Below are 24,541 nucleotides of genomic sequence, written 5' to 3'. Positions count from 1 at the left end.
CTGCCCGACCACATCCGTCCGTCGTCAGACCTTACTGATGGGTAGAGAAGTGTCCAGGGGCCCCGAGCAAACTTCACGGAAACAGCGCGTGAGGGGGGAATCAGGGGTGGCGGAACCGTCGGTGGCGGCGGACACCGGCGCCGCGCGCTGAGTTCGCGCGGGCGCCGGATGTGCGTCACACCGTCGTTCAGTTCGCGGCGGGGGCGGTGTGCGGGGAACGCACCGCCGCGGCGCGGGGGTTGAGCAGGCGCTCCGCCAACTCACCGAAGAGCAGGCCGAATCCGGTCCACAGGACGGCTTGGATGGCCAGCGCCGAGAGCCGGAACCGCCAGAGCAGGGCGGCCGGGAAGTGCTGCGGCACCTCGTTGACGGCCGGGAGGAAGGCGTACGCCAGCCCGATCGCCACGACGAAGCCGGTCACGGCCACCACGGTGGCCCACCAGGTGCCGAGGCCCGGCGCCAGCCGCTTGCCCGCCATGGTGGCGGCGAGCGCGAGCAGGACACTGAGCAGCATCATCAGGAAGTACAGGGTGGTCCGCTTGCCGATGGTGTCGGCTTCGCCGACCGACGGCGGGTTGGCCGGGTACTTCAGGAACGGGACGACATAGACGGCGAGCAGCGCGCAGCCGGACAGCAGCAGCGCCGTCGCCCGTGGGGTGAGGCGGCCGACCCTGCCGAGCGCGAAGCAGTAGGCGAGGGCGGCGATGCCGCCGAAGGCGACCCCGTAGACGAGGACGCCGGTGGCGAGGCCCGCGGTGGACTGTACGGAGCGGGAGACCACCTCCATCTCGTGTTCATGGGCATGGGCATGGGCTTCCTCGAAGCCGATCGCCTGGTCGACATACGGTTCGCCGAGCAAGTAGGCGACGACCAGGGCGAGTACACCGGCGGCCAGGCCGGCGAGCATGCCCCGCACCAACAGGCTTCTTACAGTGGTGGAGTTCATGGGTGTGCGGCGTTCCTCGCGTCAGTGGCAGGGGAAGCCGAGGAGGTGGCGGGCGTCATGCACCCATTCATGGACGTCCGTGCCGCTGAACACGGAGGTGGCGCCCTGCTCCGCGCCCACGAAGTACAGCAGGACCAGCATCAGGACGCCGAAGAAGGCCGCCCAGGGAGCTATCGCCGTCAGCGGCAGCTTGGCGGGGAGTGCGGGTGTGGTGGATGTCGGCTGAGCGACGGTCTGCGCCATTGGCAGAGCCTCCTTGGGGAGTTCGCGTCCCATCTCGGTGCTTCATGGACGACGGCCACGGGTCTGACTCACGGGACACGTAAGGTGTCCCGCACACAGTGGCGCGACCGTGCCGGGTTCCCACCGGCTTCCGTCTCGCCGTCGTCGATATCGGACAGACCGTATCGCGACTCGCGCGCCTCGCCAAGACCGCGCTGACCTGGTGTGATCTTCGTTTCGGGGCCAAGGCGCAACAGGCCCTGATTCGTTGGTTTCCCGCCACCGTGACCGAAGGTGACCCACTGTTGGCGCAGCGTTCACCACGAGGTCTACCCCGGCGCGGTGTAACGCCCCTAGGGTCCTTGGAGGATTCGAAGGAAGGGGCCCATGGACACGTTCCCCGCAATCCGAGCTCGCGGAATCACCAAGTGTTTCGGTGACATCGTCGCACTCGACGGCATCGATCTGGATGTGGCGCAGGGCCAGATCCACGGCCTGGTCGGACCGAACGGCGCGGGCAAGACCACCTTGCTCGGCCTGTTGCTGGGACTGGCCGTCGCCGACAGCGGCCGGCTGGAGGTCCTGGGCACTCCGGTCGAGCGGGCGCTCGCCACCCCCGACGGTGTCGCGGGCTTCGTGGACGGTCCCGGTCTGTACCCCTCGCTCACCGCGCGGCAGAACCTCACCGCGCTGACCGCTCTGCGCGGCCTGGACGCGGGGCTGTCGGGCGTCGACGACGTTCTGCACCAGGTCGGGCTCACCGAGGTCGCCGACGACCGGGCCCGCGGCTTCTCGCTCGGCATGCGCCAACGGCTGGGACTGGCCGCGGCGTTGCTCACCCGGCCCCGGCTGCTGGTGCTCGACGAGCCGTCCAACGGCCTTGACCCGGCGGGCAAGAAGCATGTCCACGGGGTGCTCACCCGGCTGGCCGCGGAAGGCACCAGCGTGGTGCTGTCGAGCCATCGTATGGACGACCTCGAAGCGCTGTGTTCCGAGGTCACCATCATCGCCACCGGGCGCGTCGTCTTCTCCGGTCCGCTCGGCAAGCTGGCCACCGACCACCGTGAACTGGACTACCGGCTGCTGACGTCGGACCCGCGGGCCGCCCGCCGACTGGCCGACGGGACGGCCGGGGTGCGGGTCGTGGACGACGCCGGGGTGCGGCAGGACTCCGACCTGCTCGTCATCCGCGCGCTGGTGCCCGCTCTCGACGAACTGGTCGTGCGGCTCGTGGGCGCGGGCATCGCGTTGCGCGAACTGGCCCCCGTGGTGTCGCCGCTCGAGGCCGCGTTCCTCGCCCTCACCGAGCAGAAGGAGAACGGCAGTTGACCGCGACGCTCACCGCCGACAGAGCTGTGCGTGCCCCCCGCGTCCCGGTCGGGCGCGGCTACCGCTTCGAGTTGGTCAAGGTCGTCTCGCAGTGGCGCATCCGGCTGCTGGTCCTGGCCTGTTGGATCGCTCCGGCGGTGTTCGTCGCCGGGGTGAGTCAGCAGAGCACACTCCCCGTCGACACACTCTTCGGCCGCTGGATGCTCGCCACGGGGTGGGCCGGGCCGCTGGTGATCCTCGGCTTCGCGGGCACCTGGGCGCTGCCGCTGCTGACCTCGCTGGTGGCCGGTGATGTGTTCGCCTCCGAGGACCGGCTCGGCACCTGGCGTCATCTGCTGGTGGCGGTCCGCTCGCCGCGGCGGATCTTCGTGGCGAAGGCGCTGGCGAGCCTCACGGTCATCCTGGTGCTCGTGGCCGGGCTGGCCTGTTCCAGTGCGGTCGGCGGGCTGCTGACGGTCGGTCATCGGCCGCTGGTCGGCCTCGACGGTCATCTGCTGTCGGCCTCGGACGCCGCGGGCAAGGTCCTGCTCGCCTGGGTCTGTGTCCTCGGCCCGACCCTGGCGCTCGCGGCGATCGGTCTGCTCGGCTCGGTCGTGCTGGGACGGTCCCCGATGGGGCTGCTGCTGCCCGCGCTCGTCGCGCTCGCGATGCAGCTCGCCCAGATGCTGCCGCTGCCCGTGGCCGTCCGTCTGGCGCTGCCCGGGTACGCCTTCATCGCCTGGAACGGCCTGTTCGCGGAACCGGCCCAGCTCGGCCCGCTCGTGATCGGCATCGTGGTCAGCCTGGTGTGGGCGGTGGTGGCGACGGCGCTGGCGTATCTGCTGTTCCTGCGGCGGGACTTCACCAATCTGACCGACGACGGTCTGGGCCACCGCGCGCTCACCCTCGGCGTCGTGCCGCTCGCCGGGCTGCTGGCCGTGTCGGTCCCCGTCGTCGCGGCGGCGAGCGGGGCGTCGGGGTCGGGCATCGAGCAGGACAAGGTGGAGCGTTCGGTCGCCACGGCGTTCGCCCACCTCTATCGCATGCAGACCGAGCAGCTCCACCGTCCCGCCGTCACCGAGGCGCAGGTGCGGGCGTCGGCGGCCTGCCACAAGGGCAATGTCACGGCCGACGCGCGGGGGCCGGGCAACGACTGGCGCTGTGTCGTCTCCTGGCATCTGCCCGGCGTCGAGGCCCCCGGGACGGCCATCTACCAACTCGACGTCACCGCGGACGGGCGGTTCATGGCCGATGGCGATGGACCGAAGGAAGTGAACGGCTACTTCCTGGTGCGGACCCCGATCGGGGACGCGCCGAACCCGCTATGGCAGTTCGACGGCAATGTCGAGCTGCTCCCCACCTCGAAGGGATGACCCATGCAGGTAACACGCCGTCGTAGACGCGTCGGGAAGGAGTACTCCGGCCTTCCCGGTCGACGCGTCGGCCGCCGGACCCTGGTGACGGCCTGTATCACCGCCGGGACCCTCGTCGCCGCCGGTACCGCGATCGCGCAGACGCACCAGTTCGGCACCGACCAGGTCGGCCAGACCACCGCGCAGGGGCAGGTCGTCTCCAGCGACCAGTACATCGCCCCGTACGGCGAACGTCTGCTCATCAACAACGGCAAGATCATGTCGTCGTCCGTCAGCCCGGACGGCACCCATCTCGCGGCCTCGGTCACCGACGGTGGTTCGGCGCTGGCCATCATGGACCTGAAGAGCTGGAAGGTTCAGCAGCTCGTCGGCAACTCCGCGTCGTCCACGCCGCGCATCAGCGGCAATGACGTGGGGCAGGAAGGTCCGACGTACTCGCCCGACGGTTCGCAGCTCTGGCTGGGGCAGAACGACGGGTACACCCGGTTCACCGTGAACCCGGACGGCAGCGTCAGCGACCCGACGTCGATCAAGATCGCGGCCGACGGGCCCAAGCACGCGCTGGTCGGTGAGGCGGTGTTCTCGGCCGACGGCTCCACCGTGTACTCCGCGGTCAACGGCCAGAACCGGGTGGTCGCCCTCGACGCGGTGACGGGTGCCGTCCAGCGGAGCTGGAGCGTCGGCAACGCTCCACGTGACATGCTCATGATCGGATCCAAGCTCTACGTCAGCAACGAGGGCGGGCGTCCGGCCAAGCCCGGTGAGCCCACGATCAACTCGTACAACACCCAGGTGCCGGCCGACCAGGTGACCGCGGCCACCACCACCGGCACGGTCAGCGTCATCGACCTGGCGAAGCCGGACGCCGCCGTCGGCAGCATCGACGTCGGTCTGCACCCGACTGCCCTGTACGCCAAGAAGGGCGCGCTGTTCGTCACCAACACGGCCACCAACGACGTGTCGGTCATCGACACCCGTAAGAACAAGGTCGTGCAGACCATCGCCACCCAGCCGTGGCCCGAGGCGTCGGTGGGCTACGAGCCCGACGCGGTGACCCTCACGGACGACGGCCGTCTGCTGGTGACGCTCGGCCGGGCCAACGCGGTCGCCGTCTACCGGTACACCTCCGCGCAGGAGCCGGTCAGTTACGTCGGTCTGCTCCCGACGGACTACTTCCCCGCGGAGATCGCGACCGTGGGCAAGCAGATCGTGGTCTCCAACACCCGTGGGGTGGACGCCCGTCGCCCCAACAACCCCGCCGGGCACGGGACGCACGACACGACGTCGAGCCTTCAGCGGTTCACGCTGCCGAGCGATCGCGTCATCAAGTCGCAGACGGCCAAGGTGTTCAAGCAGAACGGCTGGAACGGCGACTCGGTCAAGCTGGCCAAGGGCAAGGGCAAGAAGAAGCCGGTGCCCGTGCCGGAGCGGATCGGCGACCCCTCGACGATCAAGCACGTCTTCATGATCGTCAAGGAGAACCGGACCTACGACCAGGTCCTCGGTGATGTCCCCGAGGGCAACGGCGACCCGTCGCTGGCGGAGTTCGGCGAGAACGTGACGCCCAACCAGCACGCGCTGGTGCGGCAGTTCGGCCTGTACGACAACACGTACGACATCGGCACGAACTCCGCCGAGGGCCACAACTGGCTGATGCAGGCGGACAACCCGGAGTACACCGAGTCCTCCGCTGGTGCCTACCAGCGCAGTTACGACACCGAGGACGACGCCCTCGGCCACCAGCGGACCGGCTTCCTGTGGACCGGCGCGCAGGCGTCCGGCAAGTCGGTGCGCAACTTCGGTGAGTTCCAGCAGTTCCTGACCAAGCCGTCGGGCGCGAGCTGGCAGAACCTGTACTGCGACGCCAAGAACATGGCGGCGACCGGGCAGGACACTGCCTACCCGCTCAACTCGTCCTCGCCGATCCCGTCGCTCAACGACGTGTCGGTGCACGGCTTCCCGAAGTTCGACACCAGCATCCCGGACGTCTACCGGTACGAGATCTGGAAGCGTGACTTCGAGCAGAACGGTCCGGCGAACCTGAACATGTTCTGGCTCTCCAGTGACCACACGGGTGGCCCGGCGAGCGGGCCCGCCCAGGTCGCGGACAACGACCTCGCCACCGGCAGGATCGTGGACAAGATCTCGCACAGCAAGTACTGGAAGGACTCGGCGATCTTCGTCCTCGAGGACGACTCCCAGGCCGGGCTCGACCACGTCGACGGCCACCGGGCCCCGATCCAGATCATCAGCCCCTGGGCCAAGCACGGCGTCGTCGACAGCCACTACTACTCCCAGATCACGATGATCCGGACCATCGAGCAGATCCTCGGGGTCCGCCCGATGAACCAGAAGGACAGCGCGGCCAGCCCCATGCGCGCCGCCTTCACGCAGAAGCCGGACTACACCCCGTTCACCGTGCTGCCCAACCGGACGCCGCTGACCGACGGGTTGAAGACCCCGCCGTCCTGCGGTGTGGACACCCCGGCGCCGCAGAACCCCTCGGCGGCGGCCGTGCCGTCGACCAAGGTCCCGGCGGACAAGCAGGACCTCGTGACGACGTGGGAGAAGTGGAAGTCGCAGCAGCGGCTGACCGGTCCCCACGCCGTGCCCGACTACGCGAACCCCGCGCAGATGAACCACTTCACCTGGTACGAGACGCACGGCTGGAAGAAGCCGTACCCGGGCGAGAGCAAGATCTTCGCACCGAAGGACGTGCCGGGCGCGTTCATCCCGTCGGCGGAGAACGACGGCTGACCCAGGACGAACGCACCGAGGGGCCCCTGGCCGGTGTCACCACCGGCCAGGGGCCCTTTCGCCCTTCTTGTCCAACTCCCTCTCGAGGCAGGTCAGTTGTTGGCGACGAAGTCGATGACCAGCCGGTTGAACTCCTCGGCGTGCTCGATCATGGCCCAGTGACCGCACCGGTTGAGCAGCACCAGTCGGCTGTCCGGGATGTTCGCCAGCAGGTTCAGCGAGGTCTCGAACGGGACGACGCGGTCGTCGCGGCCGTGGATGAGCAGCGTGGGCACCTGGATCTGTGCGAGCAGGGTGTGGTCGACCCACTTCGGGATCGGCGCGCCCTTCGGCAGGCCCGCCACGTAGTTGCGCAGGTGCTCCGGGCGGGCGAGCGCGGCGTCCGAACGCGCCTTGCACAGCTCGGGGGTGGCGAAGCGGGCCTTGTCGTAGACCATGATCTCGACGAGTCGGCGCACGTTCTCCGGGCTCGCGTCGTGGTACGTCTCGATGAGCACCTTGAGCCCCTCCGAGGGGCCGCCCCCGGGACCGAAGAGCGTGGGCTTCATGCCGACGGGCGGGCCCATGGTGATCAGATGCGAGATGCGGTCGGGGTGTTCGGTGGCGATCCGCAGCGAGGTGTGGCCGCCCATCGAGTTACCGACGAACGCGGCCTTGTCGATGCCGAGGGCGTCCAGGAACTGGAGCGCCGTCCCGACGTGGTCGATCTCGTCGATGGTCACGGGGTCCGACTCGCCCCAGCCGGGCATGTCGACGGCGTACACATGGAAGTGCTCGGCGAGCGCCTCGATGTTGCCCGCGAAGTTGCTCCAGCCCGTCGCGCCGGGGCCGCTGCCGTGCAGCAGGATCACAGGGTGACCGGAGCCCGCCTCGTAGTAGCGCAGGGTGCGGCCGCCCGCCTCGACGGTGCGGGCGATGTCCTGGGGTGCGAGAGGCATCAGTCGTTCTCTTTCCGGAAGTCGGGTGCGGCGGCGAGGAGTTCGGCGACGACGCCCGGGGGACGGTGGCCCCAGCTGTTCAGCCGGTCGAGCGTCTTCACCTCCCAGGTCTCGTCGTCGATGATCAGCCCGCCCCAGCCGTACTCGATGCTGAAGCCGGAGGGGCTGAAGACGTAGAAGCTGAACATGTGGTCGTTGGGGTGCATGCCGAGCGTCATCTCGAGCGGCTGCTTGGCGTCCACGCACCGGTCGTAGGCGGCGCCGACATCGTGGATGTCGGTCACCTCGACCATGAAGTGGTGGGTCCTCTTCGGCGACGGCATGTCACCGAAGGCGACGGTGTGATGGCGGCCGTTGCAGTGCAGGAAGATCAGGTCGGCGAAGACACCGGGGGTGAGTTCCTCCACGATGATGTCGCTGACCTTGAAGCCGAGCAGGTCGATGTAGAAGGCCAGATAGGTCTCGCGGGAGACACCGTGCGCCAGCAGGACCTGGTGGCCCGCGCCGCCCGCGCCGGTCACGAAGCCGCCGACCAGGTGCGGGGACGCGAACGGGGTGGGCGCGTCGGCCAGTCCGGTCACCAGCTCGACACGGTTGCCCATCGGGTCCGTGGTGAGGAAGATCCGGTCCACCTTGCGCGCCGCGGCCAGCTCGGCGTCGCCCTCGGTCACCTCGATCCCGGCCGCGCGCACCGTCTCCACCAGGGCGTCGAGCGCGGCGCCGTCCGTGACCTCGTAGCCGCTGGCCACGAGATCGTCGGCCGGGCCCTCGGTGACGATCCAGCGGTGCGCCTTCTCGTCGGTGCGCAGCGTGAAGCCGTTGTCGGTCTTCTCGCCGTACTGCATGCCGAGCAGGTCGACACCGAAGTGCTCCCAGTCGGTGAGGCTGCTCGCCTCGTAGACGACGTAGCTGAGTTCCTTGACACCGGACATGTGTCATCTCCTCTTCTCGCGGAGGGGGTGTGGCGGGGTGCGCTGTCTCAGGCGGCGGTGGGCACCGCGAGGCCGTCGGTGTCGGCCGCGGCGACGAACTTGTCCGGGCGCACGGCGATGACACGGGCGCCGTAGCGGCGCATCCAGGGCAGCAGGACCTCTTCGAGGTCGACCAGCTCGTCGGAACCCTGCGTGTACGCGGTCTTCGGCCGCACCGCGATGCAGCGAGCGCCCAGCGCGTCCCAGCCGGCCTTCTCCTCGGCGGTGAGGACGGTCGCGGGGTCGACGTCGTCGCCGAGCAGCACGAAGCCGCTGCCGAGGAGGTCGTCCAGGCGGGTCATCCGGCCGACGGTGTCACCGGCGATCGGCTGCGGGATCATGCGGCCGATGACGCTGGCGTCGCCGATCGCGCCCCTGATCCATCCGCCTTCGAGCACCGGCGGGCGGTTGAGCGGCGGCTCGTACGGGGTGACCGTGTTCTCGGGCACCGCGTTCATCGCGGCCGTCTCCTCCTCGGAGGCCTCCTGCTTGATGACCCGGCCGAGGCCGACCGCGACGTCGGTGAAGAACGCCACGTTCGGGCGCCGCTCGGCCTCGTAGGTGTCGAGCCAGCTCTCGGACAGCTCGCCCTTGATCACCCGGGCCAGCTTCCAGCCCAGGTTGTGGGCGTCGCGCATACCGCTCTGCATACCGGCACCGGCCCACGGCGGCATCAGGTGCGCCGCGTCACCGGCCAGGAAGACACGGTCGTTGCGCCAGGTGTCGCACATGCGGACATGGTGCTTGTAGAAGGCGTGCTGGTGGACCGCGACGTCGTCCTCGGTGACACCGATGGCCTTGAGCAGCGGCCACACCTCGGCGCTGGTCGGGAAGTCCGCCGGGGTCTCGTCGGGCTTGAGCGGGATCTCCCACCGGTGGTTGCCCGCGGACAGCGCGATGTCGACGACCGGGCGCTCCTTGTCGGACCAGAAGGTCAGGAAGTCGCGGTCCGGCCACCAGCGCTTGACGTGGCAGTCGATGACGACCCAGGTGAAATCGTGGGTGTCGCCGTCCAGCTTGCACCCGATCATGTCGCGGGTGGCGCTGCTGCCGCCGTCGGCACCGATCGCGTACCGAGCCCGGACGGTGCGGGTCTCACCGTCGACGACCGAGGTGACAGTGACGCCGTCGGCGTCCTGCTCGATGCCGGTGACCTCGGCACCGTAGTGGACGGTGACCAGGTCGGAGTACGCGTCCTCGACGGCCGCGCGGAGCTCGGCCTCCATGATCGGCTGGTAGATGTTGTAGAAGCGCGGCTTACGGCCCAGCGACGACGGCGGGTGCTCGATCCGCATGATCTCGGTGCCGTCGTACTTGACCCAGCGCAGGGCACGCTGGGGATCGATCTTCTTCTCGATCCGCTCGTCGATGCCGAGGTCCTGGAAGATCCGCATCGTCCAGTCGTTGACGGTCACGGCTCGGGCCCGGGGGTAGATGTCCTTGTCCCGTTCGAGGGCCACGGCCGAGACGCCGTTCCTGGCGAGGGTGTGAGCGGCGATCACTCCGGTCGGGCCGTACCCGACGATGGCGACGTCCGCGTCGTAGCTCTGGGTCATGCGATGACTCCGTCGTCCATCCGCAACATTGCGGGATGAATTGATGGACCGATCACTATTGGACCGATCGGTCGGTACATTCTTGAAGTACGTATCTGCTGTGTGTCAAGGGTCGATGTAGTGGTCATCGACTTCGTCTCACGCTTCGGCCGCGGCGGACACCGGGGGCGGGCTCGGCGGGGCGGGCTTCTAAAATTCGGGCTGTGCAGAATTCCGCGCGGCAGGCGCGCTCCGAAAACCGTCGCGGCAGGCGGTCCCGGCAGGAGATCCTCGACGCGACGGCCCGGGTGATGTCCGTCCGTGGGTACGCGGGCACGTCGATGTCCACGCTCATCCAGGAGACGGGCCTCCCGAAGAGCGCGTTCTACTACCACTTCGACTCCAAGGCGGGACTGCTGGCGGCGGTCATGGAGCGGGGCGCGCACGAATTCTTCGACGCCCTGCGGGAGGCGCACCGGGACGCCCCTGAAGGCGGCACCCCGCGCGAGCGCCTCGACTGGTATCTCCAGCGCATCGGCGAGGTGCTGAGTCATCATCAGCAGTTCCTGCGGCTGGTGCTGGTGCTGGTGATGAGCCATGAGGCGGCCGAGGCGCCGGAGGCCCTGCGGACCGTGATCAGGGTGCGCGACGAGGGCCGCGCCTATATGCACCACGTGATCCGCTCGTCGTTCATCGGCGAGGGCGAGGACGCGGCGACCACGGTCGCGAACGCCCTCTCCCACTTCGGCATGGCCGTCTTCGACGGCTCCTTCGTGTCCGTCCAGGCGGAGGACGGCAAGCCGATACCCGAGTACATGCGGGAGCTGACCGGAGCTATGGCGGCGCTGGGCGAGGCACTGCTCGCTCCTCGCTGAGCGCCCCGCGCGGAGCGTCGGTCATGACCGCGGCGAGGACGTGGGCCGCTCCGCCCGCTCGGCCACGAGCGTGAGCGCGACGTCGAAGATCATGTCCTCCTGACCGCCCACCAGACGGCGCCGGCCGCACTCCATGAGGAGGTCGCGGACGTCGATTCCGTACTGCGCGGAAGCGGCTTCGGCGTGCCGGAGGAACGAGGAGTACACACCGGCGTACCCGAGGGTGAGGGTCTCCCGGTCGACCCGCACCGGGCGGTCCTGGAGGGGGCGTACGAGGTCGTCGGCGGCGTCCTGGAGCCGGAACAGATCGCAGCCGTGGGTGAAGTCCGACAGGTTCGCGACCGCGATGAACGCCTCCAGTGGGCAGTTGCCCGCCCCGGCGCCGTGACCGGCGAGCGAGGCGTCGACGCGGCGGACGCCGTTCTCGACGGCGACGACGGAGTTCGCGACCGCCAGCGAGAGGTTCTCGTGGGCGTGGATCCCGATCTCGGTCCCGGGGTCCAGCACGTCCCGGTAGGCGCGGACCCGTGCGGCCACGTCGGCCATCGTGAGGCGGCCACCGGAGTCCGTGACGTACACGCAGTGCGCGCCGTAGGACTCCATCAGCCGGGCCTGCCGGGCCAGTTCCTCGGGCGGTGCCATGTGGGAGAGCATCAGGAACCCGGAGACGTCCATGCCGAGTTCGCGTGCCGCGGCGATGTGCTGCGCGGAGATGTCGGCCTCCGTGCAGTGGGTGGCGACGCGGACCGAGCGGACCCCGAGGTCGTACGCGCGCTTCAGCTCGTGCACGGTGCCGACGCCGGGCAGCAGCAGCGTGGTGAGGCGGGCGCGCTTCAGTACCGAGGCGGCGGCCTCGATCCACTCCCAGTCGGTGTGCGAGCCGGGGCCGTAGTTCACGGAGCCGCCCGCGAGGCCGTCGCCGTGGGCGACCTCGATCGCGTCGACGCCCGCCGCGTCGAGGGCGGTGACGATGCGTTTGACGTCCTCGGGGGTGATCCGATGGCGTACGGCGTGCATGCCGTCGCGCAGTGTGACGTCCTGGACGAAGATCGGGGTCCCCATCAGCGGCCTGCCTTCCGTGCTGCGCTGCGCTCCGCGACCTGGAGGGCGGCGGAGGTCATGATGTCGAGGTTCCCGGCGTAGGCGGGGAGGTAGTGTGCGGCGCCCTCGACCTCCAGGAAGACCGACACCTGGTGGGTGGGCCGGGTGCCGCCGTCGGCGAGGAGCGTGCCGACCGGTCGGCCCTCGGGGATCTCGGTGATCTGCACCTGCTGCTTGAGCCGGTATCCGGGCACGTACGCGGCGACGTCGGCGGCCATCTTCGCGACGGAGCGCCGTATCTCCTCGTGGACCGCCGGGTCCGGGGCCGTGACGAGGCAGAAGACCGTGTCCCGCATCATGAGCGGCGGCTCGGCGGGGTTGAGGATGATGATCGCCTTGCCCCGGCGCGCGCCGCCGACCGCCTCGATGGCCGCGGCCGTGGTCTCGGTGAACTCGTCGATGTTGGCGCGGGTGCCGGGGCCCGCCGACTTCGAGGCGATCGACGCGACGATCTCCGCGTACTCCACGGGCACGACGCGGCTGATCGCGGCGACGACCGGGATCGTGGCCTGGCCGCCGCAGGTCACCATGTTCACGTTGGGCGCGCCGAGGTGTTCGTCGAGGTTGACGGCGGGCACGACGTAGGGGCCGAGCGCGGCCGGGGTGAGGTCGATCAACTGCTTCCCGAGCGGGGTGAGCCGGGCGGCGTTCGCCTCGTGGGCCTTGGCGGAGGTCGCGTCGAAGACGATGTCGATCTCGTCGAAGCCGTCCATCGCGATCAGGCCGTCGACGCCCTCGTGGGTGGTGGGCACCTTCAGCCGCCGGGCGCGGGCGAGACCGTCCGAGTCCGGGTCGATGCCGACCATGGCGCCCATCTCCAGGTGTCGCGCGCCGCGCAGCACCTTGATCATCAGGTCCGTGCCGATGTTGCCGGAGCCGATGATCGCGACCTTCGTCCTGCTCATGCGCCCTCTCCCTCACTGAAGTGGACCGTCACGGCACCGAAACCGGACAGAGTGGCGGTGACGGTGTCGCCGGGGGTGACCGGTCGCATCGGGCCGAGCGCGCCGGACAGGACCACCTGGCCCGCGCGCAGCGGATCGCCGAACTCGCGGGCCGTACGGGCCAGCCAGGCGACGGCCTCGACCGGGTCGCCGAGGCAGGCCGCGCCGGTTCCGGTGGAGACCTCCGTGCCGTTCACGGTCATCGACATCACGACGCCGGCCGGTTCCGTCTCGGCGAGGGTGCGTCGGTGGGTACCGAGCACGTACGCGCCCGAGGAGGCGTTGTCGGCCACGGTGTCGCCGAGGCTGATGTCCCAGTCGGCGATGCGGCTGCCGCAGACCTCGAGCGCCGCGACGCCGTACGCGATCGCGTCCCGCACCTGCGCGGTGTCCAGCGGGCCTTCGGCCAGGTCGGCGCGGAGCACGAACGCGATCTCCGCCTCGATACGGGGCTGGAGGATCCGCCCGGCCGGGATCGCGCCGCCGTCCTCGTAGGCCATGTCGTCGAGGAGGACGCCGAAGTCGGGCTGGTCCACGCCGAGTTGGCGCTGCACCGCCTCGGAGGTCAGACCGACCTTCCGGCCGGTGATCCGGGCGCCCTCGGCGAGGCGCCGCCGGATCGAGTCGGCCTGTACGGCGTACGCGGCGGCGAGGTCGCTCCGGCCGATCAGGTCCCGTACGGGCGTGCAGGGCACACCGGAGGCCTGCGCCTCGGCGAGCCGCGCGGCAGCGGCGGCGATGTCGGACGTGCTCGCGGAGGCGAGCCCTTGGTTCTCGGTCACGGCTTCACTGTGTGGCCGGGGTCGCGCACCGGACCAGCACTTCGTCTCGCTCAGCGATACGGCGCACGTAGTCTGGACGCATGACGGAACCAACCGGTCTGGACACGGTGCTGGGCAAGTCGGTGGCGATCCTGCGGGCCTTCCGGCCCGACGATCAGGCCGTCGGCCTGGCGGAACTCGTACGGCGCACGGGCCTGCACAAGGCGACCGTGCACCGGCTGTCCGGGGCCCTGGTCGCGAACCGCCTGCTCGACCGTGTCGAGGGCGGCTACCGCCCGAGCCGCGGCCTCTTCGAGCTCGGCATCCTCGCCGCGCCCGAACTCAGCCTGCTGGAGATGGCGATGCCGTTCCTCCAGGACCTGTACGAGCGCACGCACGAAACGGTCCATCTCGGGGTGCGCGAGGGGCACGACGTCGTGTACATCGCCAAGATCGGTGGCCACCGCCAGGCCAAGGCGCCCTCGCGCACCGGGGGGCGCATGCCGCTGCACTGCACCGCGATCGGCAAGGCGCTGCTCGCGCACTCCGACGAGGCGCTGTGGCAGGAGGTGCTGACCGGCCCGCTGGAGCGGCGCACCCCGCGCACGATCGTCGCGCCGGGCGCGCTGCGCCGCCAGTTGCGGGAGATCAGGGAGACCGGCGTCGCGCTGGAACAGGAGGAGTCGACGGTCGGCCTCCAGTGCGTGGCGGCACCGGTACTCGGACTCGACAGCAGACCGATCGCCGCGATCAGCGTGGCGGGCCCCACGGGACGCTTCCGCCCGGAACGGTTCGTCACACAGGTACGGGCAGCGGCTACGGGGTTCGCCAGCACGCTGCTTCGGCGGAATCCGGTGGGGTGATCCGGGTTCGCTGAGCCGCTCCAGCCCGGTGACCCGGCACGGCCCGCTTGGCTGATCCGAGCCAGGTCACCCGTCCTCGTCTCAGAGCGCCGCCGTGATCTCGTCCGCCGTGTTCGTCAGTGCGGCCGTGAGGGGCTTCAGCATTCTGGGGGTGTAGCGGACGCTCGGCATCGATACCGACAGTGCCGCTGTCGTGGCGCCGGTGCGGTCCTTGACCGCGCACCCCACCGCCACCACGCCCCGTTCCGTGCGCTCCAGGTTGAGTGCGATGCCGCTGCGTCGTACCGCCCACAGCTCCCGGCGCAGTTCCGCCAGATCCGGCCGGTCCGCTTCGGGGGTGCGTCGGTCGTCGGCGTACAGCGCGGCGATCTCCTCGTCCGGGAGCGCCGCCAGTTCGATCAGGCCGCCGGTGGCCTGGTGGGCCGGGAAGACCGTGCCCTCTCGGTTGCCCACCCGCAGCGCCTGCCCGCACTCGGCCGAGGCGATGATCCGGACGGTGCGGCCGGTGCGGATGCTGAGGTTCACGGACTCGTCGAGCCGGTCCACCAGGGCGCGCATCGGTCCGACGGCTGCCGCGCGGAGCGCGCCGAGGCCGGACCGGGCGCGCTCGGCGAGCGCGAGGACGGGGCCCACCCGGTAGCTGCGGTCCTCGTCCTGCACCGCGAAGTCGCGGTAGACCAGCGCGGTCAGCAGTCGATGGGCCGTGGAGCGGGCGACGTCCAGGCGCCGGGCGGCGTCGGAGACGGTGATCGACCCGTCGACCTGAAGGATCTGTGCCAGTCGGAGCGCGTGGTCGACGCTGCTCGGGGCGTAGGGAGGCGGGGTCTTCATCGGCTTGGCCATACCCTGATCCTGACACGATTGTTCCGCAGAGCAGAATCCTCTGTTCTGATTCCGTCAGGCGGGCCGATATTCGCCCCATGTCTGATGCGAAGTCCGACGCACGCGTCCCCACCTCGCCGGTCAGCCTCACGGCCGAGGACCGGCCCGGTCAGCCGCCCGTCACGCCCGAGCTGGAGAACCTCTACCGAGGCTTCGAGCAGGAGTTGCTCGTGCCGCTGTGGACCGAGATCGGCGATCTCATGCCGGAGCACCCGCAGTCCAAGGCGCGACCCCACCTGTGGGAGTGGCGCAAGCTGATGGACCTCGCGGCGCAGGCGGGCCGTCTGGTGCCGGTCGGCCGCGGCGGGGAACGCCGGGCGATCGCGCTCGCCAACCCGAGCCTGGGCGGCCGGCCCTACGCGACCCCGACCCTGTGGGCCGCGATCCAATACCTGATGCCGGGCGAGAACGCCCCCGAGCACCGCCACACCCAGAACGCGTTCCGCTTCGTCGTCGAGGGCGAGGGTGTGTGGACCGTGGTCGAAGGCGATCCGGTGCCGATGCGCCGGGGCGACTTCCTGCCCCAGCCCGGTATGCACTGGCACGCTCATCACAACGCGGCGCGCGAGCCGATGGCCTGGCTCGACGGGCTCGACATCCCGTTCCAGTACGGCATCGAGGCGCAGTTCTTCGACTTCGGCCGCGACGCGCTCAGCGAGGCCGAGCACGCCACCCCCGGCCTGTCGCGCTCACAGCGGCTGTGGGGGTACCCCGGCCTGGCGCCCGTATCGGGGTTCGGGCACCGCGAGGGCACGCCGCTGCTGTGCTACCGCTGGGTGGACACCGACGCCGCTCTCGCCGCCCAACTGGACCTGGAACGTACGGACTCGGCGGGCAACGCGGGCACGGTCGAGCCCGGCCACGCCCTCGTCCGCTACACCAACCCGACCCACGGCGGGGACGTACTCCCCACCATCCGGGCCCAGTTCCACCGGATCGCCACCGGCACCGAGACCGCGCCGCACCGGGAGACCGGCTCGTCGGTCTACCAGGTCTTCGACGGGTCCGGCCGGATCACGGTCGGCGACCGCTCCTGGTCGGTGACGCGCGGCGACCTGTTCGTCGTGCCGTCCTGGCAGCCGCTGTCGATCCGTTCGCAGGCGTCCGGGTCCGACTCCGACTCCGGGGCGCTCGACCTGTTCCAGTTCAGCGACGCCCCGATCCTCACCAAGCTCGACCTGTTCCGCAGCCACACCGAGAAGGACCCGAAGGACAACCGATGAAGCTCGCCACCATCCGGCTGGATGACCAGCACACCGCCGCCGTCCGCGCCGACGGCGACCAGCTCGTCGAGCTGGGCCTGCCCGATGTCGGCGCGGTACTGGCCGCACCCGGCGGTCTCGCCGCCGCCGCGACGGCCGACGGCCCGCGCCACCCGCTCGCCGGGGCCGACTTCGCGCCGGTCGTGCCCCGCCCCAGCAAGGTCGTGTGCGTCGGCCTCAACTACCGCAACCACATTCAGGAGATGGGCCGCGACCTGCCCGAACACCCCACGCTCTTCTCCAAGTTCGCGGACACGCTGATCGGCGCGCACGACGACATCCGACGCCCGGTGGAGACGGAGCAGTTCGACTGGGAGGCCGAACTCGCCGTCGTCATCGGCCGCCAGGTGCGCCGCGCCGACGAGGAGCAGGCGTGCGCCGCGATCGCGGGCTTCACCGTGCTGAACGACATCACCTGCCGCGACTGGCAGTTCCGGACCCGGGAGTGGCTCCAGGGCAAGAACTGGGACTCCAGCACCCCCGTCGGCCCGTTCCTGGTGACCGCGGACGAGACCGGGCCGCGCCCGGCGCTCGCCATCCGCTGCGAGGTCGACGGCCGCGTCATGCAGTCCGACAACACCGGCGACCTGCTGTTCGACCCGGTCCGGCTGGTCCGCTACGTCTCGACGATGGTGCGGCTGAACCCGGGCGACATCATCGCGACGGGCACCCCCGGCGGCGTCGGCCACGCCCGTAAGCCGGCCGTCTTCCTCCAGGGCGGCGAGACCGTCGTCACCGAGATCGAGGGCATCGGCCGCCTGGAGAACCGCGTCGTCCCCGAGGGCGCGTGATGGCACGCACGCACAGCACCTCACGTGAGTGGGTCGCCACGGGTACCGCGCTGTGTACCTCGGCGCTCGTCCGGCTCTCCGAGGAGGACTTCGCCGCCCCCTCGGCCCTGCCGGGCTGGACGCGCGGGCATGTCGTGGCGCATCTGGCGGCCAACGCCGAGGCCCTCGGCAACCTGGTCCACTGGGCACGCACCGGCGAGCGGACCCCCATGTACGCCTCCCCGCAGCAGCGTGCGGAGGACATCGAGAAGGGAAGCCGCCTCGGCGGGGCGGAGCTGACGCGCTGGTTCACCGCGTCGGCGGCGCGGCTCGCCACCGGGATGGCCGCCCTGTCCGAACAGGCGTGGCGGGCCGAGGTGGTCACCGCGCAGGGCCGCACCGTACCGGCGAGCGAGATCCCGTATCTGCGCGGCCGTGAGGTCCTGGTCCATGCCGTGGATCTCGCCGCCGGGATCACCTTCGCCGACCTGCCCGACACCTTCCTGCGGGAGCTGGAGGCGGACATCCGCGCCCGGCGGGGCCCCGGTGCGGTGCCGGAACTGGTGGGCGCACGCGCCGAGGTCGTCGCCTATCTGGCGGGACGCCCCACGACCGGGGTGACCACGGCCGACGGCACCCCCCTGCCCGTCCTGCCCGCGTGGCTGTGAAGAGAAGGACCGATTCCATGAACGACCCCTCCCCCACTCGTGTCGACGCGATCGTCGTCGGAGGCGGCATCGGCGGCCTCGCCGGTGCGCTCGCCCTCACCCGTCAGGGCCTGAGCGTCCGGGTGTACGAACAGGCCCCCGCCTTCGGCGAGGTCGGCGCGGGCCTTCAGCTCGCCCCCAACTGCACCCGGATACTGGACCACTTCGGCCTCCTGGACGAGGCGAAGTCCCTGGGTGTGCTGCCGCAGAACATGGTCATGAAGGACGCGGTGGACGCCGAGGAGCTGACCCGCCTCGACCTGCGCGACCTCGAAGCCCGTTACGGCTACCCCTACTTGGTGATCCACCGCAGCGACCTGCACGGCATCCTGCTCCGCGCCTGTGAACGCGCGGGGGTGGACCTCGTGACCGACGCGCACTGCACCGCGTACGAGAACACCGGCACCGGAGCCCGGGTCACGTTCACCGACGGCCGCGCGGACGAGGCCGAAGTGGTCGTCGCCGCCGACGGGTTGCACTCGGTGGCGCGCCAACTCCTGGTCGAGGACGAGCCGGTGAACTCCGCGTACGTCGCCTACCGTGCCGCCGTGCCGTTCGAGACGGTGGCCGGGAACGACATCCACGGTGGGGACGTCGTCGTGTACGTCGGCCCGCGCTGCCACTTCGTGCAGTATCCGCTGCGGGGCGGCGACATGTTCAACCAGGTCGCGGTCTTCGAGTCGCCCAAGGCCCTGGCGGGGAAGGAGGACTGGGGAACCCCGGACGAACTGGACACCGCGTTCGAGAAGACCTGCGCCCCGGTCCGTGACGGCCTGAAGCTGATGTGGCGCGACCGCTGGTGGCGGATGTACGACCGCGATCCGATCACGACCTGGGTGACCGGCCGGATCGCCCTGCTCGGCGACGCGGCGCACCCTCCCCTGCAGTACATGGCGCAGGGCGCGATCATGGCGATCGAGGACGGCTGGGTGCTCGGCGAACACGTCGCGGCGCAGCGGGCCCGGCGTACCGAGACCGGTTCGGGTGTCGACTGGGACGCGGCGCTCGCCGCCTACGAGGCGGTGCGCCCCGAACACTGCCGCCGCGTCGTCGAGACCGCCCGCGCCTGGGGCGAGTTGTGGCACCTGGAGGGCCTGCTCCGGTTGCAGCGCAACGCCGTACTGCGCGAACGCGACATCTACGACTACTCGTTCATCGACTGGATCTACGGCCCGACGGCCCTGCTCCCCGAGCAGGAACCGGAGATGTTCCGCCCGATCCCGCTGAACTCCGTGGCCATCTGAGGACCACGTGCGGGGGCGAGGTGACCGAGTCCGGCCGCCCCGCCCCCGAGCAGTACACCGACCGCCGACGTCAGGCCTTCTTGACCACGCTGGACTTGAGCTGCATCGCGCCGAAGCCGTCGATCTTGCAGTCGATGTCGTGGCCGTCGACGCCGTCCTCGACGAGGCGGATGTTGCGGACCTTGGTACCCGCCTTGATGCCGCTCGGGCTGCCCTTGACCTTCAGGGCCTTGACCACGGTCACGGTGTCGCCGTCGGCGAGGACGTTGCCGACCGCGTCCTTGATGACACGCGCACCGGAGTCACCGGCCTCGGTCTCGGCGGAGACGGGGGTCCACTCGTGTCCGCACTCGGGGCAGACCAGCAGGGCGCCCATCTCGTACGTGTAGACGCCGGCGCACTCGGGGCAGGGGGGAAGGTTGTCGCTCACGGCGGAAGTGTAAGGAGCGTTTCGCTGAATTGCGAAATTGCGCAACTCGTCAGCATCGACCGTAGCGACCTCACCGACCTCACCGACCTCACCGACCGATCCGCACAAGGCGCCTGCCATGATCCGTGTCATGCGCACACACATCACCACGGCCGGGACGGCCGACCTCCATCAGGTTCTCGCTGATCACCACCGGTACTGGGGAGAACGCGACCTCCGGTCCCTGCACCTGACGGCGCTGGTGCAGGAGTTCGGTGAGACCTGTCTGGTCGCCCGAGCCGAGGACGGGATCCACGGGTACCTCATCGGGTTCGTCACCCCCACCGGCACCGGGTACGTCCATCTGATCGCCACTCGGGACGACGCCCGCGGCACGGGGCTCGGACGCCGTCTGTACTCGGCGTTCGCCGATGCCGCGCAGCGCCGGGGCGCGCTGCGGCTGAAGGCGATCACGTCACTCGGGAACACCGGCTCGATCGCCTTCCACCGACGCCTCGGCTTCGACGCGAAGACCGTCGACGACTACGACGGCCCCGGCCGATCCATGGTCGTCTTCCAGCGCACCCTGCCGCTCGACGTGGAGTAGTTCCGAGCCTCACGTATACGTCCGGGAGCGGATCACAGGCGGGCGGCGGGCTCATAGGCTGGGCGGATGATGATCACCCGTGGTCTCGACCGGCGCCGCGTCGCCCGCGATCTGGCGCCCGCCGTCGCCGTCGGTCTCGCGGCAGCCGCGGGGATGTGGCGGACGTCGTCCTGGCAGGCGCACCCGGCCCGCGCCGCGGATCAGATCGGCTATCTCCTGGTCGGCGTGGGCGCCGCCGCGCTGGTGCTGCGACGGCGTCGGCCGGCGGCCTCCCTCGCGGTGGCCACGGCCGCCGCGACCACCGCGCTGCTGCTGCACTACCCCTATGGGCCGCCCTTCCTCGCCGTGGGCACGGCCATGTTCTTCGTCGCCGGGCACAACGGCTGGCGGCGCGCCGTCGCCCTGTGCGCGGCTGCCTGCGCGGTCCTGATCGCCGGGGTGGTCGTCGCCGCGGACCATGCCGGGCCGGCGAGGCCCCAGGTGATGGTGGGCGGCGCCATCGGATGGAGCGTTCTGCCCTGTCTGATCGGCGTGGTCCTCCGGGTGCGCCGCGAGGACCTGGCCCAGTTCCGGGACGAGCAGGTCAGACGCTCCGCCTACGCCGAACGCCTGCGGATCGCGCGGGAGATCCACGAGACGGCCGGGCAGGGGCTGGCGGCGATCAACATCCAGTCCGCGGCGGCGCTCCGGCTGACCGCCGACGATCCGCGCGGGGCGCTGGAGATCCTGCGGACCATCAACCGGACCAGCAAGGACACCTTGGGCGAACTGCGCGCGACCCTGCGGACGTTGGAGCACGGCGCGGAGCACGAGGTGCCGCGCCGACCGCTGCCCGGACTGAGCAGCCTGCCCTCGCTGATCTCCACCATGAGCACCGGCGGACTGCATGTGGAGCTGACCGAGACCGGCGAGCGCGGCGAGCTGTCCGTCGCCGTCGATCTGGCCGCCTTCCGCATCGTGCAGCAGGCGCTGGCCCACGTACTGCGGCACGCCTCGTGCACCGTGGCGACGGTGGCGGTGGACTACCGCGACGACGAGTTGGCCCTGGAGATCACCGACAACCGGGACGGCGACGCCCTGGAGCGGACCTCTTCGCAGGACATGACCGGGATCAGCGAACACGCCGCCGCGGTGGGCGGCACCGTGCGGGCGGGTGAGCGCCCCGACGGACGCGGGTTCCGCGTCAGCGTCCGGTTGTCACGGCGCTGATCCGCTCCCGGTGCCTCTCGCCCACGTACGCGTACGGACGTAGGACGGCTGCGCAGATCTGCGGGCCCGCGGTTGTACCGGAAGCTGACGCCCCCGGGCGGGCGCGCTTCCACAATGGACGGACCCACCGACGGAAAGGGTCACCATGGCCGTCCCGAAGACCACGCTCCGGGCCGATCGAGCGTCCGGCCCCGGCGCCCCCCGTATGTCGCGGCGTGCCCGCACGGTCCTCACCGTGGTGCACGTCGTCTCCTCGGTCGGCTGGCTCGGGCTGATGCTCTGCCTGCTGACCCTGGGGGTCACCGCCTTGCTGTCCGACGACGGCACCACCGTACGCACCGCCTACCGCGGCATGAACATGCTCGGTGACACGCTGATCATCCCGATCGCCCTGCTCGCCCTGGTGACCGGGCTGTGGCTGGCGTTGGGCACCCGCTGGGGGCTGTTCCGCTACTACTGGGTCGTCACCAAGTTCTGGCTGACCCTGGCCGCCGCCGCGGCGTCCGTCTTCGAACTGCGGGCCCGGCTGCACGAAGCCGTCCACCTCGTGAACGAGCACCCGACCGGGCCGGTGTCCGACCTGCATCTCGGTTCGCTGCGGGGCACCCTCGTCGTGGCTCCGACGGTCGCGCTGGTCATCTACCTGACCAATGTGACGCTGTCGGTCGCCAAGCCCTGGGGACGCCGTGACAAGGCCGGGACGGCGTAGCGCGCGAGGCCGGGAGCGGCGGACACCGGGCCGCCGGACCACCGGGCCTACTCGACCATCACGTTCGCCATCATCGCCATGTCCTCGTGCTCCAGGTTGTGGCAGTGGAGCATGTACCGGCCGCGGTAGTGGTCGAAGCGGATGGCGACGGTCACGGCCTCACCGTCCTTGATCAGTACGGTGTCCTTCCACCCGGCGTCGTAGGCCCCCGGGCCGCCGCCCCCGCGGGAGATGACCTGGAACCCGCCCAGGTGCACATGGATCGGGTGGCGCAGATCGCTGGTGAACTTCCAGACCTCGGTGACGCCCGCCTTCGGCCTCGCGTCCGCCCGGCCGGGGTCGAACGGCTTGCCGTTGACCACCCAGCCCATGAGCCCGTCCACCATGCCGGACGTGAAGTTGAACGTGCGCCGCGCCGAGGAGGAGGGCGGCGCGAGCCGCTCGTAGTCACCGGCCAGCCGGGACGGCAGCGGGGTCCGCGTCCGCGCGCGGCCCGGCTTGGCCACATGGAAGCGCATGACCGCGCCCGGCCCGCCGCTGTCCTTCCGGTTCACCAGGGTGACCAGCGACCCCACCCGGTACCGGGAGAAGTCGACGACCACGTCGAAGCGTTCGGCGGGCGCCATCTCGATCACGTCGTGCGCCCTCGGCGCGGGCAGCAGCCCACCGTCCCCGCCGATCTGCCGGAACGCCTTGCCGCCCGGTGGCGGCGGTTCCAGCGCGAGACCGTACTCCCTGGCGTTGGAGGCGTTGAGCAACCGCAGTCGGTAGGGCTCCGCGGCGACGTCCAGCACCGGCCACGGCGCCCCGTTGACCAGGATCACATCGCCGAGCACCCCGCCGCGGTGGCCGCCGTCCACGCCGGGGGTCTTGAGCAGCGTCGCGTCCTTCGACGGGTACAGGAAGGAGCCGTCCTCGTCGAACGACCGGTCGCAGATCAGCAGCGGCACCTCACGGTCGCCCTCGGGCAGCGGCAGGGCGGCCTCGACGTCGTCCCGTACCAGGTGCATCCCGGCCAGCCCCCGCCACACCTGCGGGGCGGAGAAGTCCATCCGGTGGTCGTGGTACCACAAGGTCGCCGCGCGCTGGTCGTGCGGATACTCGTAGGTGCGCACCCCCGTGGTCACCACGGCGTGCGGGTCCTTCATGGAAGCCATGCCCGGCATCGCGCCGGTATGGCTCATGCCACCGCCGACGGGCAGGGTGACATCGGTCGGGTAGCCGTCGCTGGCCGCCGGGGTGTGTCCGCCGTGCAGATGTGTCGCGATGGGCACCTGGAGCGCGTTGGTCTGCCGGACGAACGCCCGCCGCCCGCTGCGTGCCTCGAAGGTGGGGCCGGGGAAGATCCCGTCGTACCCGAAGACCCGTGTCCTGTGGCCGGGGATGATCTCGATCGCTTCCTGACGGACCGTCACTTCGTAGTGGTCACCGCGGGAATCGGTCCGCACCGGCTTCTTCACGGGCGGGACGGGAAGCGGTACGCGGAACGGCCGCGGGGGTGTCAGCTTGCTCCTGAGCAGCTTCGGTGTGCTGCCGCCCCCGGACGAGGAACACGCCGTCGCCAGCGGCCCGAGCACGGCGGCCGAGGCCGCCCAGCCGAGTATCTGTCGGCGGGACGGACCCATCACACCGACCGCCTCGGTGCCCAGGCCCAGACCACCAGCGCGATGCTGACACCGAACGTGGCCATCCCGAGCGGGACATGGACCGCCAGGTTGTGGTCGCCGCCGGCCATCGCCTGCGCCACGGTCATCACCAACAGCAGCAGACCGGCCAGGGGCAGCCAGCCGGGGCCGCGCTTCGGCCGCCACAGCAGGACGGCCAGCACCAGTTGGATCAGTGCCAGCACCAGCACCGCGGTGGCGCCCGTGGCGTGCACGTCCTTCATGGCGTCGTCACCGTTGAGGAAGGAGCCCGCGGTGACCGCCTGGACGAGCACCGCGAGCGCTTCCAGAGTGATGACGACCGACAGGGTCCGTCCCAGGCCCGAACGCACCGCCGTCGCACCGCCGTTCGGTGGGGCTCCGAGGCCGGTCTTCTGCGTACTCATCCGTATGTCGCCTTCCGCGTGCACCGAGTCCGTGGCCCTCCGGCGCGCGTCGAGCACGCGGCGGCCAATGAGCGGAACCAGCATGGAAGTCGACGGGT

At 70.4% G+C, this 24,541-nt stretch carries 24 protein-coding genes and 1 riboswitch; of the genes, 12 read left to right on the top strand and 12 right to left on the bottom strand.

Annotated features, from left to right (window positions below):
* Window positions 1–187 precede the first annotated feature (187 nt).
* Together ACZ60T_RS12590 and ACZ60T_RS12585 are read right to left on the bottom strand one after the other, a co-directional pair.
* Window positions 188–946 (bottom strand): CbtA family protein, encoded by a 759-nt coding sequence (locus ACZ60T_RS12590; RefSeq protein ID WP_365626550.1) that lies wholly within the window; start codon window positions 944–946, stop codon window positions 188–190.
* 21 nt (window positions 947–967) lie between these two features.
* Window positions 968–1,189, bottom strand: coding sequence for a CbtB domain-containing protein (locus ACZ60T_RS12585; protein ID WP_365626547.1), 222 nt, complete (start codon window positions 1,187–1,189; stop codon window positions 968–970).
* Between the two features lie 36 nt (window positions 1,190–1,225).
* A riboswitch (cobalamin riboswitch) is annotated at window positions 1,226–1,347 on the bottom strand.
* Window positions 1,348–1,555: 208 nt separating this feature from the next.
* On the opposite strand from ACZ60T_RS12585, the gene ACZ60T_RS12580 reads away from it, so the two are divergent.
* Genes ACZ60T_RS12580 through ACZ60T_RS12570 form a run of 3 tightly spaced genes read left to right on the top strand, consistent with a single transcriptional unit; the run spans window position 1,556 to window position 6,606 of the window.
* Window positions 1,556–2,497 (top strand): ABC transporter ATP-binding protein, encoded by a 942-nt coding sequence (locus ACZ60T_RS12580; protein WP_469665853.1) that lies wholly within the window; start codon window positions 1,556–1,558, stop codon window positions 2,495–2,497.
* A complete protein-coding gene (locus ACZ60T_RS12575; protein WP_469665852.1) occupies window positions 2,494–3,849 on the top strand; it encodes an ABC transporter permease in 1,356 nt (451 codons plus the stop codon). Before ACZ60T_RS12580 ends, ACZ60T_RS12575 begins: the two co-directional genes overlap by 4 nt.
* A gap of 3 nt (window positions 3,850–3,852) precedes the next feature.
* Complete coding sequence (locus tag ACZ60T_RS12570) at window positions 3,853–6,606, top strand: bifunctional YncE family protein/alkaline phosphatase family protein (protein ID WP_469665851.1); 2,754 nt, start codon at window positions 3,853–3,855, stop codon at window positions 6,604–6,606.
* A 92-nt stretch (window positions 6,607–6,698) separates the two neighbouring features.
* On the opposite strand, the gene ACZ60T_RS12565 is transcribed toward ACZ60T_RS12570, so the two are convergent.
* From ACZ60T_RS12565 to ACZ60T_RS12555, 3 genes are read right to left on the bottom strand one after another with little or no spacing between them, the layout of a single operon-like run.
* Window positions 6,699–7,544 (bottom strand): alpha/beta fold hydrolase, encoded by an 846-nt coding sequence (locus ACZ60T_RS12565; protein WP_469665850.1) that lies wholly within the window; start codon window positions 7,542–7,544, stop codon window positions 6,699–6,701.
* Window positions 7,544–8,476 carry a VOC family protein gene (locus ACZ60T_RS12560; protein ID WP_365626530.1) on the bottom strand — a complete coding sequence of 311 codons (933 nt, stop codon included), beginning with the start codon at window positions 8,474–8,476 and terminating at the stop codon, window positions 7,544–7,546. Before ACZ60T_RS12560 ends, ACZ60T_RS12565 begins: the two co-directional genes overlap by 1 nt.
* Before the next feature lie 47 nt (window positions 8,477–8,523).
* Window positions 8,524–10,071 (bottom strand): bifunctional 3-(3-hydroxy-phenyl)propionate/3-hydroxycinnamic acid hydroxylase, encoded by a 1,548-nt coding sequence (locus ACZ60T_RS12555; protein WP_365626527.1) that lies wholly within the window; start codon window positions 10,069–10,071, stop codon window positions 8,524–8,526.
* A gap of 203 nt (window positions 10,072–10,274) precedes the next feature.
* Between ACZ60T_RS12555 and ACZ60T_RS12550 the strand changes: the two genes are divergently transcribed.
* Window positions 10,275–10,925, top strand: a complete 651-nt coding sequence (locus ACZ60T_RS12550; protein ID WP_469665849.1) for a TetR/AcrR family transcriptional regulator — start codon at window positions 10,275–10,277, stop codon at window positions 10,923–10,925.
* Window positions 10,926–10,946: 21 nt separating this feature from the next.
* Here ACZ60T_RS12550 and dmpG read toward each other — a convergent pair whose 3' ends face one another.
* Genes dmpG through ACZ60T_RS12535 form a run of 3 tightly spaced genes read right to left on the bottom strand, consistent with a single transcriptional unit; the run spans window position 10,947 to window position 13,752 of the window.
* Window positions 10,947–11,987, bottom strand: coding sequence for a 4-hydroxy-2-oxovalerate aldolase (gene dmpG, locus ACZ60T_RS12545; protein ID WP_365626521.1), 1,041 nt, complete (start codon window positions 11,985–11,987; stop codon window positions 10,947–10,949).
* The gene (locus ACZ60T_RS12540) at window positions 11,987–12,931 is read right to left on the bottom strand and encodes an acetaldehyde dehydrogenase (acetylating) (RefSeq protein ID WP_469665848.1); all 945 of its coding nucleotides are present in this window, start codon (window positions 12,929–12,931) and stop codon (window positions 11,987–11,989) included. Before ACZ60T_RS12540 ends, dmpG begins: the two co-directional genes overlap by 1 nt.
* The gene (locus ACZ60T_RS12535; protein ID WP_469665847.1) at window positions 12,928–13,752 is read right to left on the bottom strand and encodes a 2-keto-4-pentenoate hydratase; all 825 of its coding nucleotides are present in this window, start codon (window positions 13,750–13,752) and stop codon (window positions 12,928–12,930) included. Before ACZ60T_RS12535 ends, ACZ60T_RS12540 begins: the two co-directional genes overlap by 4 nt.
* Before the next feature lie 80 nt (window positions 13,753–13,832).
* Between ACZ60T_RS12535 and ACZ60T_RS12530 the strand changes: the two genes are divergently transcribed.
* A complete protein-coding gene (locus tag ACZ60T_RS12530; protein ID WP_365626511.1) occupies window positions 13,833–14,594 on the top strand; it encodes an IclR family transcriptional regulator in 762 nt (253 codons plus the stop codon).
* 81 nt (window positions 14,595–14,675) lie between these two features.
* Here ACZ60T_RS12530 and ACZ60T_RS12525 read toward each other — a convergent pair whose 3' ends face one another.
* Window positions 14,676–15,437, bottom strand: a complete 762-nt coding sequence (locus ACZ60T_RS12525; protein WP_365626506.1) for an IclR family transcriptional regulator — start codon at window positions 15,435–15,437, stop codon at window positions 14,676–14,678.
* A 77-nt stretch (window positions 15,438–15,514) separates the two neighbouring features.
* On the opposite strand from ACZ60T_RS12525, the gene ACZ60T_RS12520 reads away from it, so the two are divergent.
* The 4 genes from ACZ60T_RS12520 to ACZ60T_RS12505 are packed head-to-tail and all read left to right on the top strand — an operon-like array spanning window position 15,515 to window position 19,459.
* Window positions 15,515–16,699 (top strand): cupin domain-containing protein, encoded by a 1,185-nt coding sequence (locus tag ACZ60T_RS12520; protein ID WP_469665846.1) that lies wholly within the window; start codon window positions 15,515–15,517, stop codon window positions 16,697–16,699.
* The gene (locus ACZ60T_RS12515; protein WP_469665845.1) at window positions 16,696–17,529 is read left to right on the top strand and encodes a fumarylacetoacetate hydrolase family protein; all 834 of its coding nucleotides are present in this window, start codon (window positions 16,696–16,698) and stop codon (window positions 17,527–17,529) included. Before ACZ60T_RS12520 ends, ACZ60T_RS12515 begins: the two co-directional genes overlap by 4 nt.
* Complete coding sequence (locus ACZ60T_RS12510) at window positions 17,529–18,176, top strand: maleylpyruvate isomerase family mycothiol-dependent enzyme (protein WP_365626496.1); 648 nt, start codon at window positions 17,529–17,531, stop codon at window positions 18,174–18,176. Before ACZ60T_RS12515 ends, ACZ60T_RS12510 begins: the two co-directional genes overlap by 1 nt.
* 17 nt (window positions 18,177–18,193) lie before the next feature.
* Complete coding sequence (locus tag ACZ60T_RS12505; protein WP_365626492.1) at window positions 18,194–19,459, top strand: FAD-dependent monooxygenase; 1,266 nt, start codon at window positions 18,194–18,196, stop codon at window positions 19,457–19,459.
* Window positions 19,460–19,529: 70 nt separating this feature from the next.
* On the opposite strand, the gene ACZ60T_RS12500 is transcribed toward ACZ60T_RS12505, so the two are convergent.
* On the bottom strand, window positions 19,530–19,889 hold the full coding sequence (locus ACZ60T_RS12500) for a zinc ribbon domain-containing protein YjdM (RefSeq protein WP_469665844.1): 360 nt from the start codon (window positions 19,887–19,889) through the stop codon (window positions 19,530–19,532).
* 130 nt (window positions 19,890–20,019) lie between these two features.
* On the opposite strand from ACZ60T_RS12500, the gene ACZ60T_RS12495 reads away from it, so the two are divergent.
* The 3 genes from ACZ60T_RS12495 (at window position 20,020) to ACZ60T_RS12485 (ending at window position 22,393) form a co-directional block, all read left to right on the top strand.
* The gene (locus ACZ60T_RS12495; protein ID WP_469665843.1) at window positions 20,020–20,475 is read left to right on the top strand and encodes a GNAT family N-acetyltransferase; all 456 of its coding nucleotides are present in this window, start codon (window positions 20,020–20,022) and stop codon (window positions 20,473–20,475) included.
* A 66-nt stretch (window positions 20,476–20,541) separates the two neighbouring features.
* A complete protein-coding gene (locus ACZ60T_RS12490) occupies window positions 20,542–21,684 on the top strand; it encodes a sensor histidine kinase (RefSeq protein ID WP_469665842.1) in 1,143 nt (380 codons plus the stop codon).
* 145 nt (window positions 21,685–21,829) lie between these two features.
* Window positions 21,830–22,393 (top strand): DUF2269 domain-containing protein, encoded by a 564-nt coding sequence (locus ACZ60T_RS12485; RefSeq protein WP_469665841.1) that lies wholly within the window; start codon window positions 21,830–21,832, stop codon window positions 22,391–22,393.
* A 47-nt stretch (window positions 22,394–22,440) separates the two neighbouring features.
* Here the strand turns inward: ACZ60T_RS12485 and ACZ60T_RS12480 are convergent, their stop codons facing one another.
* Entirely contained in the window at window positions 22,441–24,018 is a 1,578-nt protein-coding gene (locus ACZ60T_RS12480; protein ID WP_469666080.1) for a multicopper oxidase family protein, read from the bottom strand.
* On the bottom strand, window positions 24,018–24,443 hold the full coding sequence (locus ACZ60T_RS12475) for a hypothetical protein (protein ID WP_469665840.1): 426 nt from the start codon (window positions 24,441–24,443) through the stop codon (window positions 24,018–24,020). Before ACZ60T_RS12475 ends, ACZ60T_RS12480 begins: the two co-directional genes overlap by 1 nt.
* Between the last annotated feature and the right edge of the window lie 98 nt (window positions 24,444–24,541).

The organism is Streptomyces sp. NPDC104371, assembly GCF_055583785.1.
This window is presented reverse-complemented; position numbering and strand designations above follow the sequence as displayed.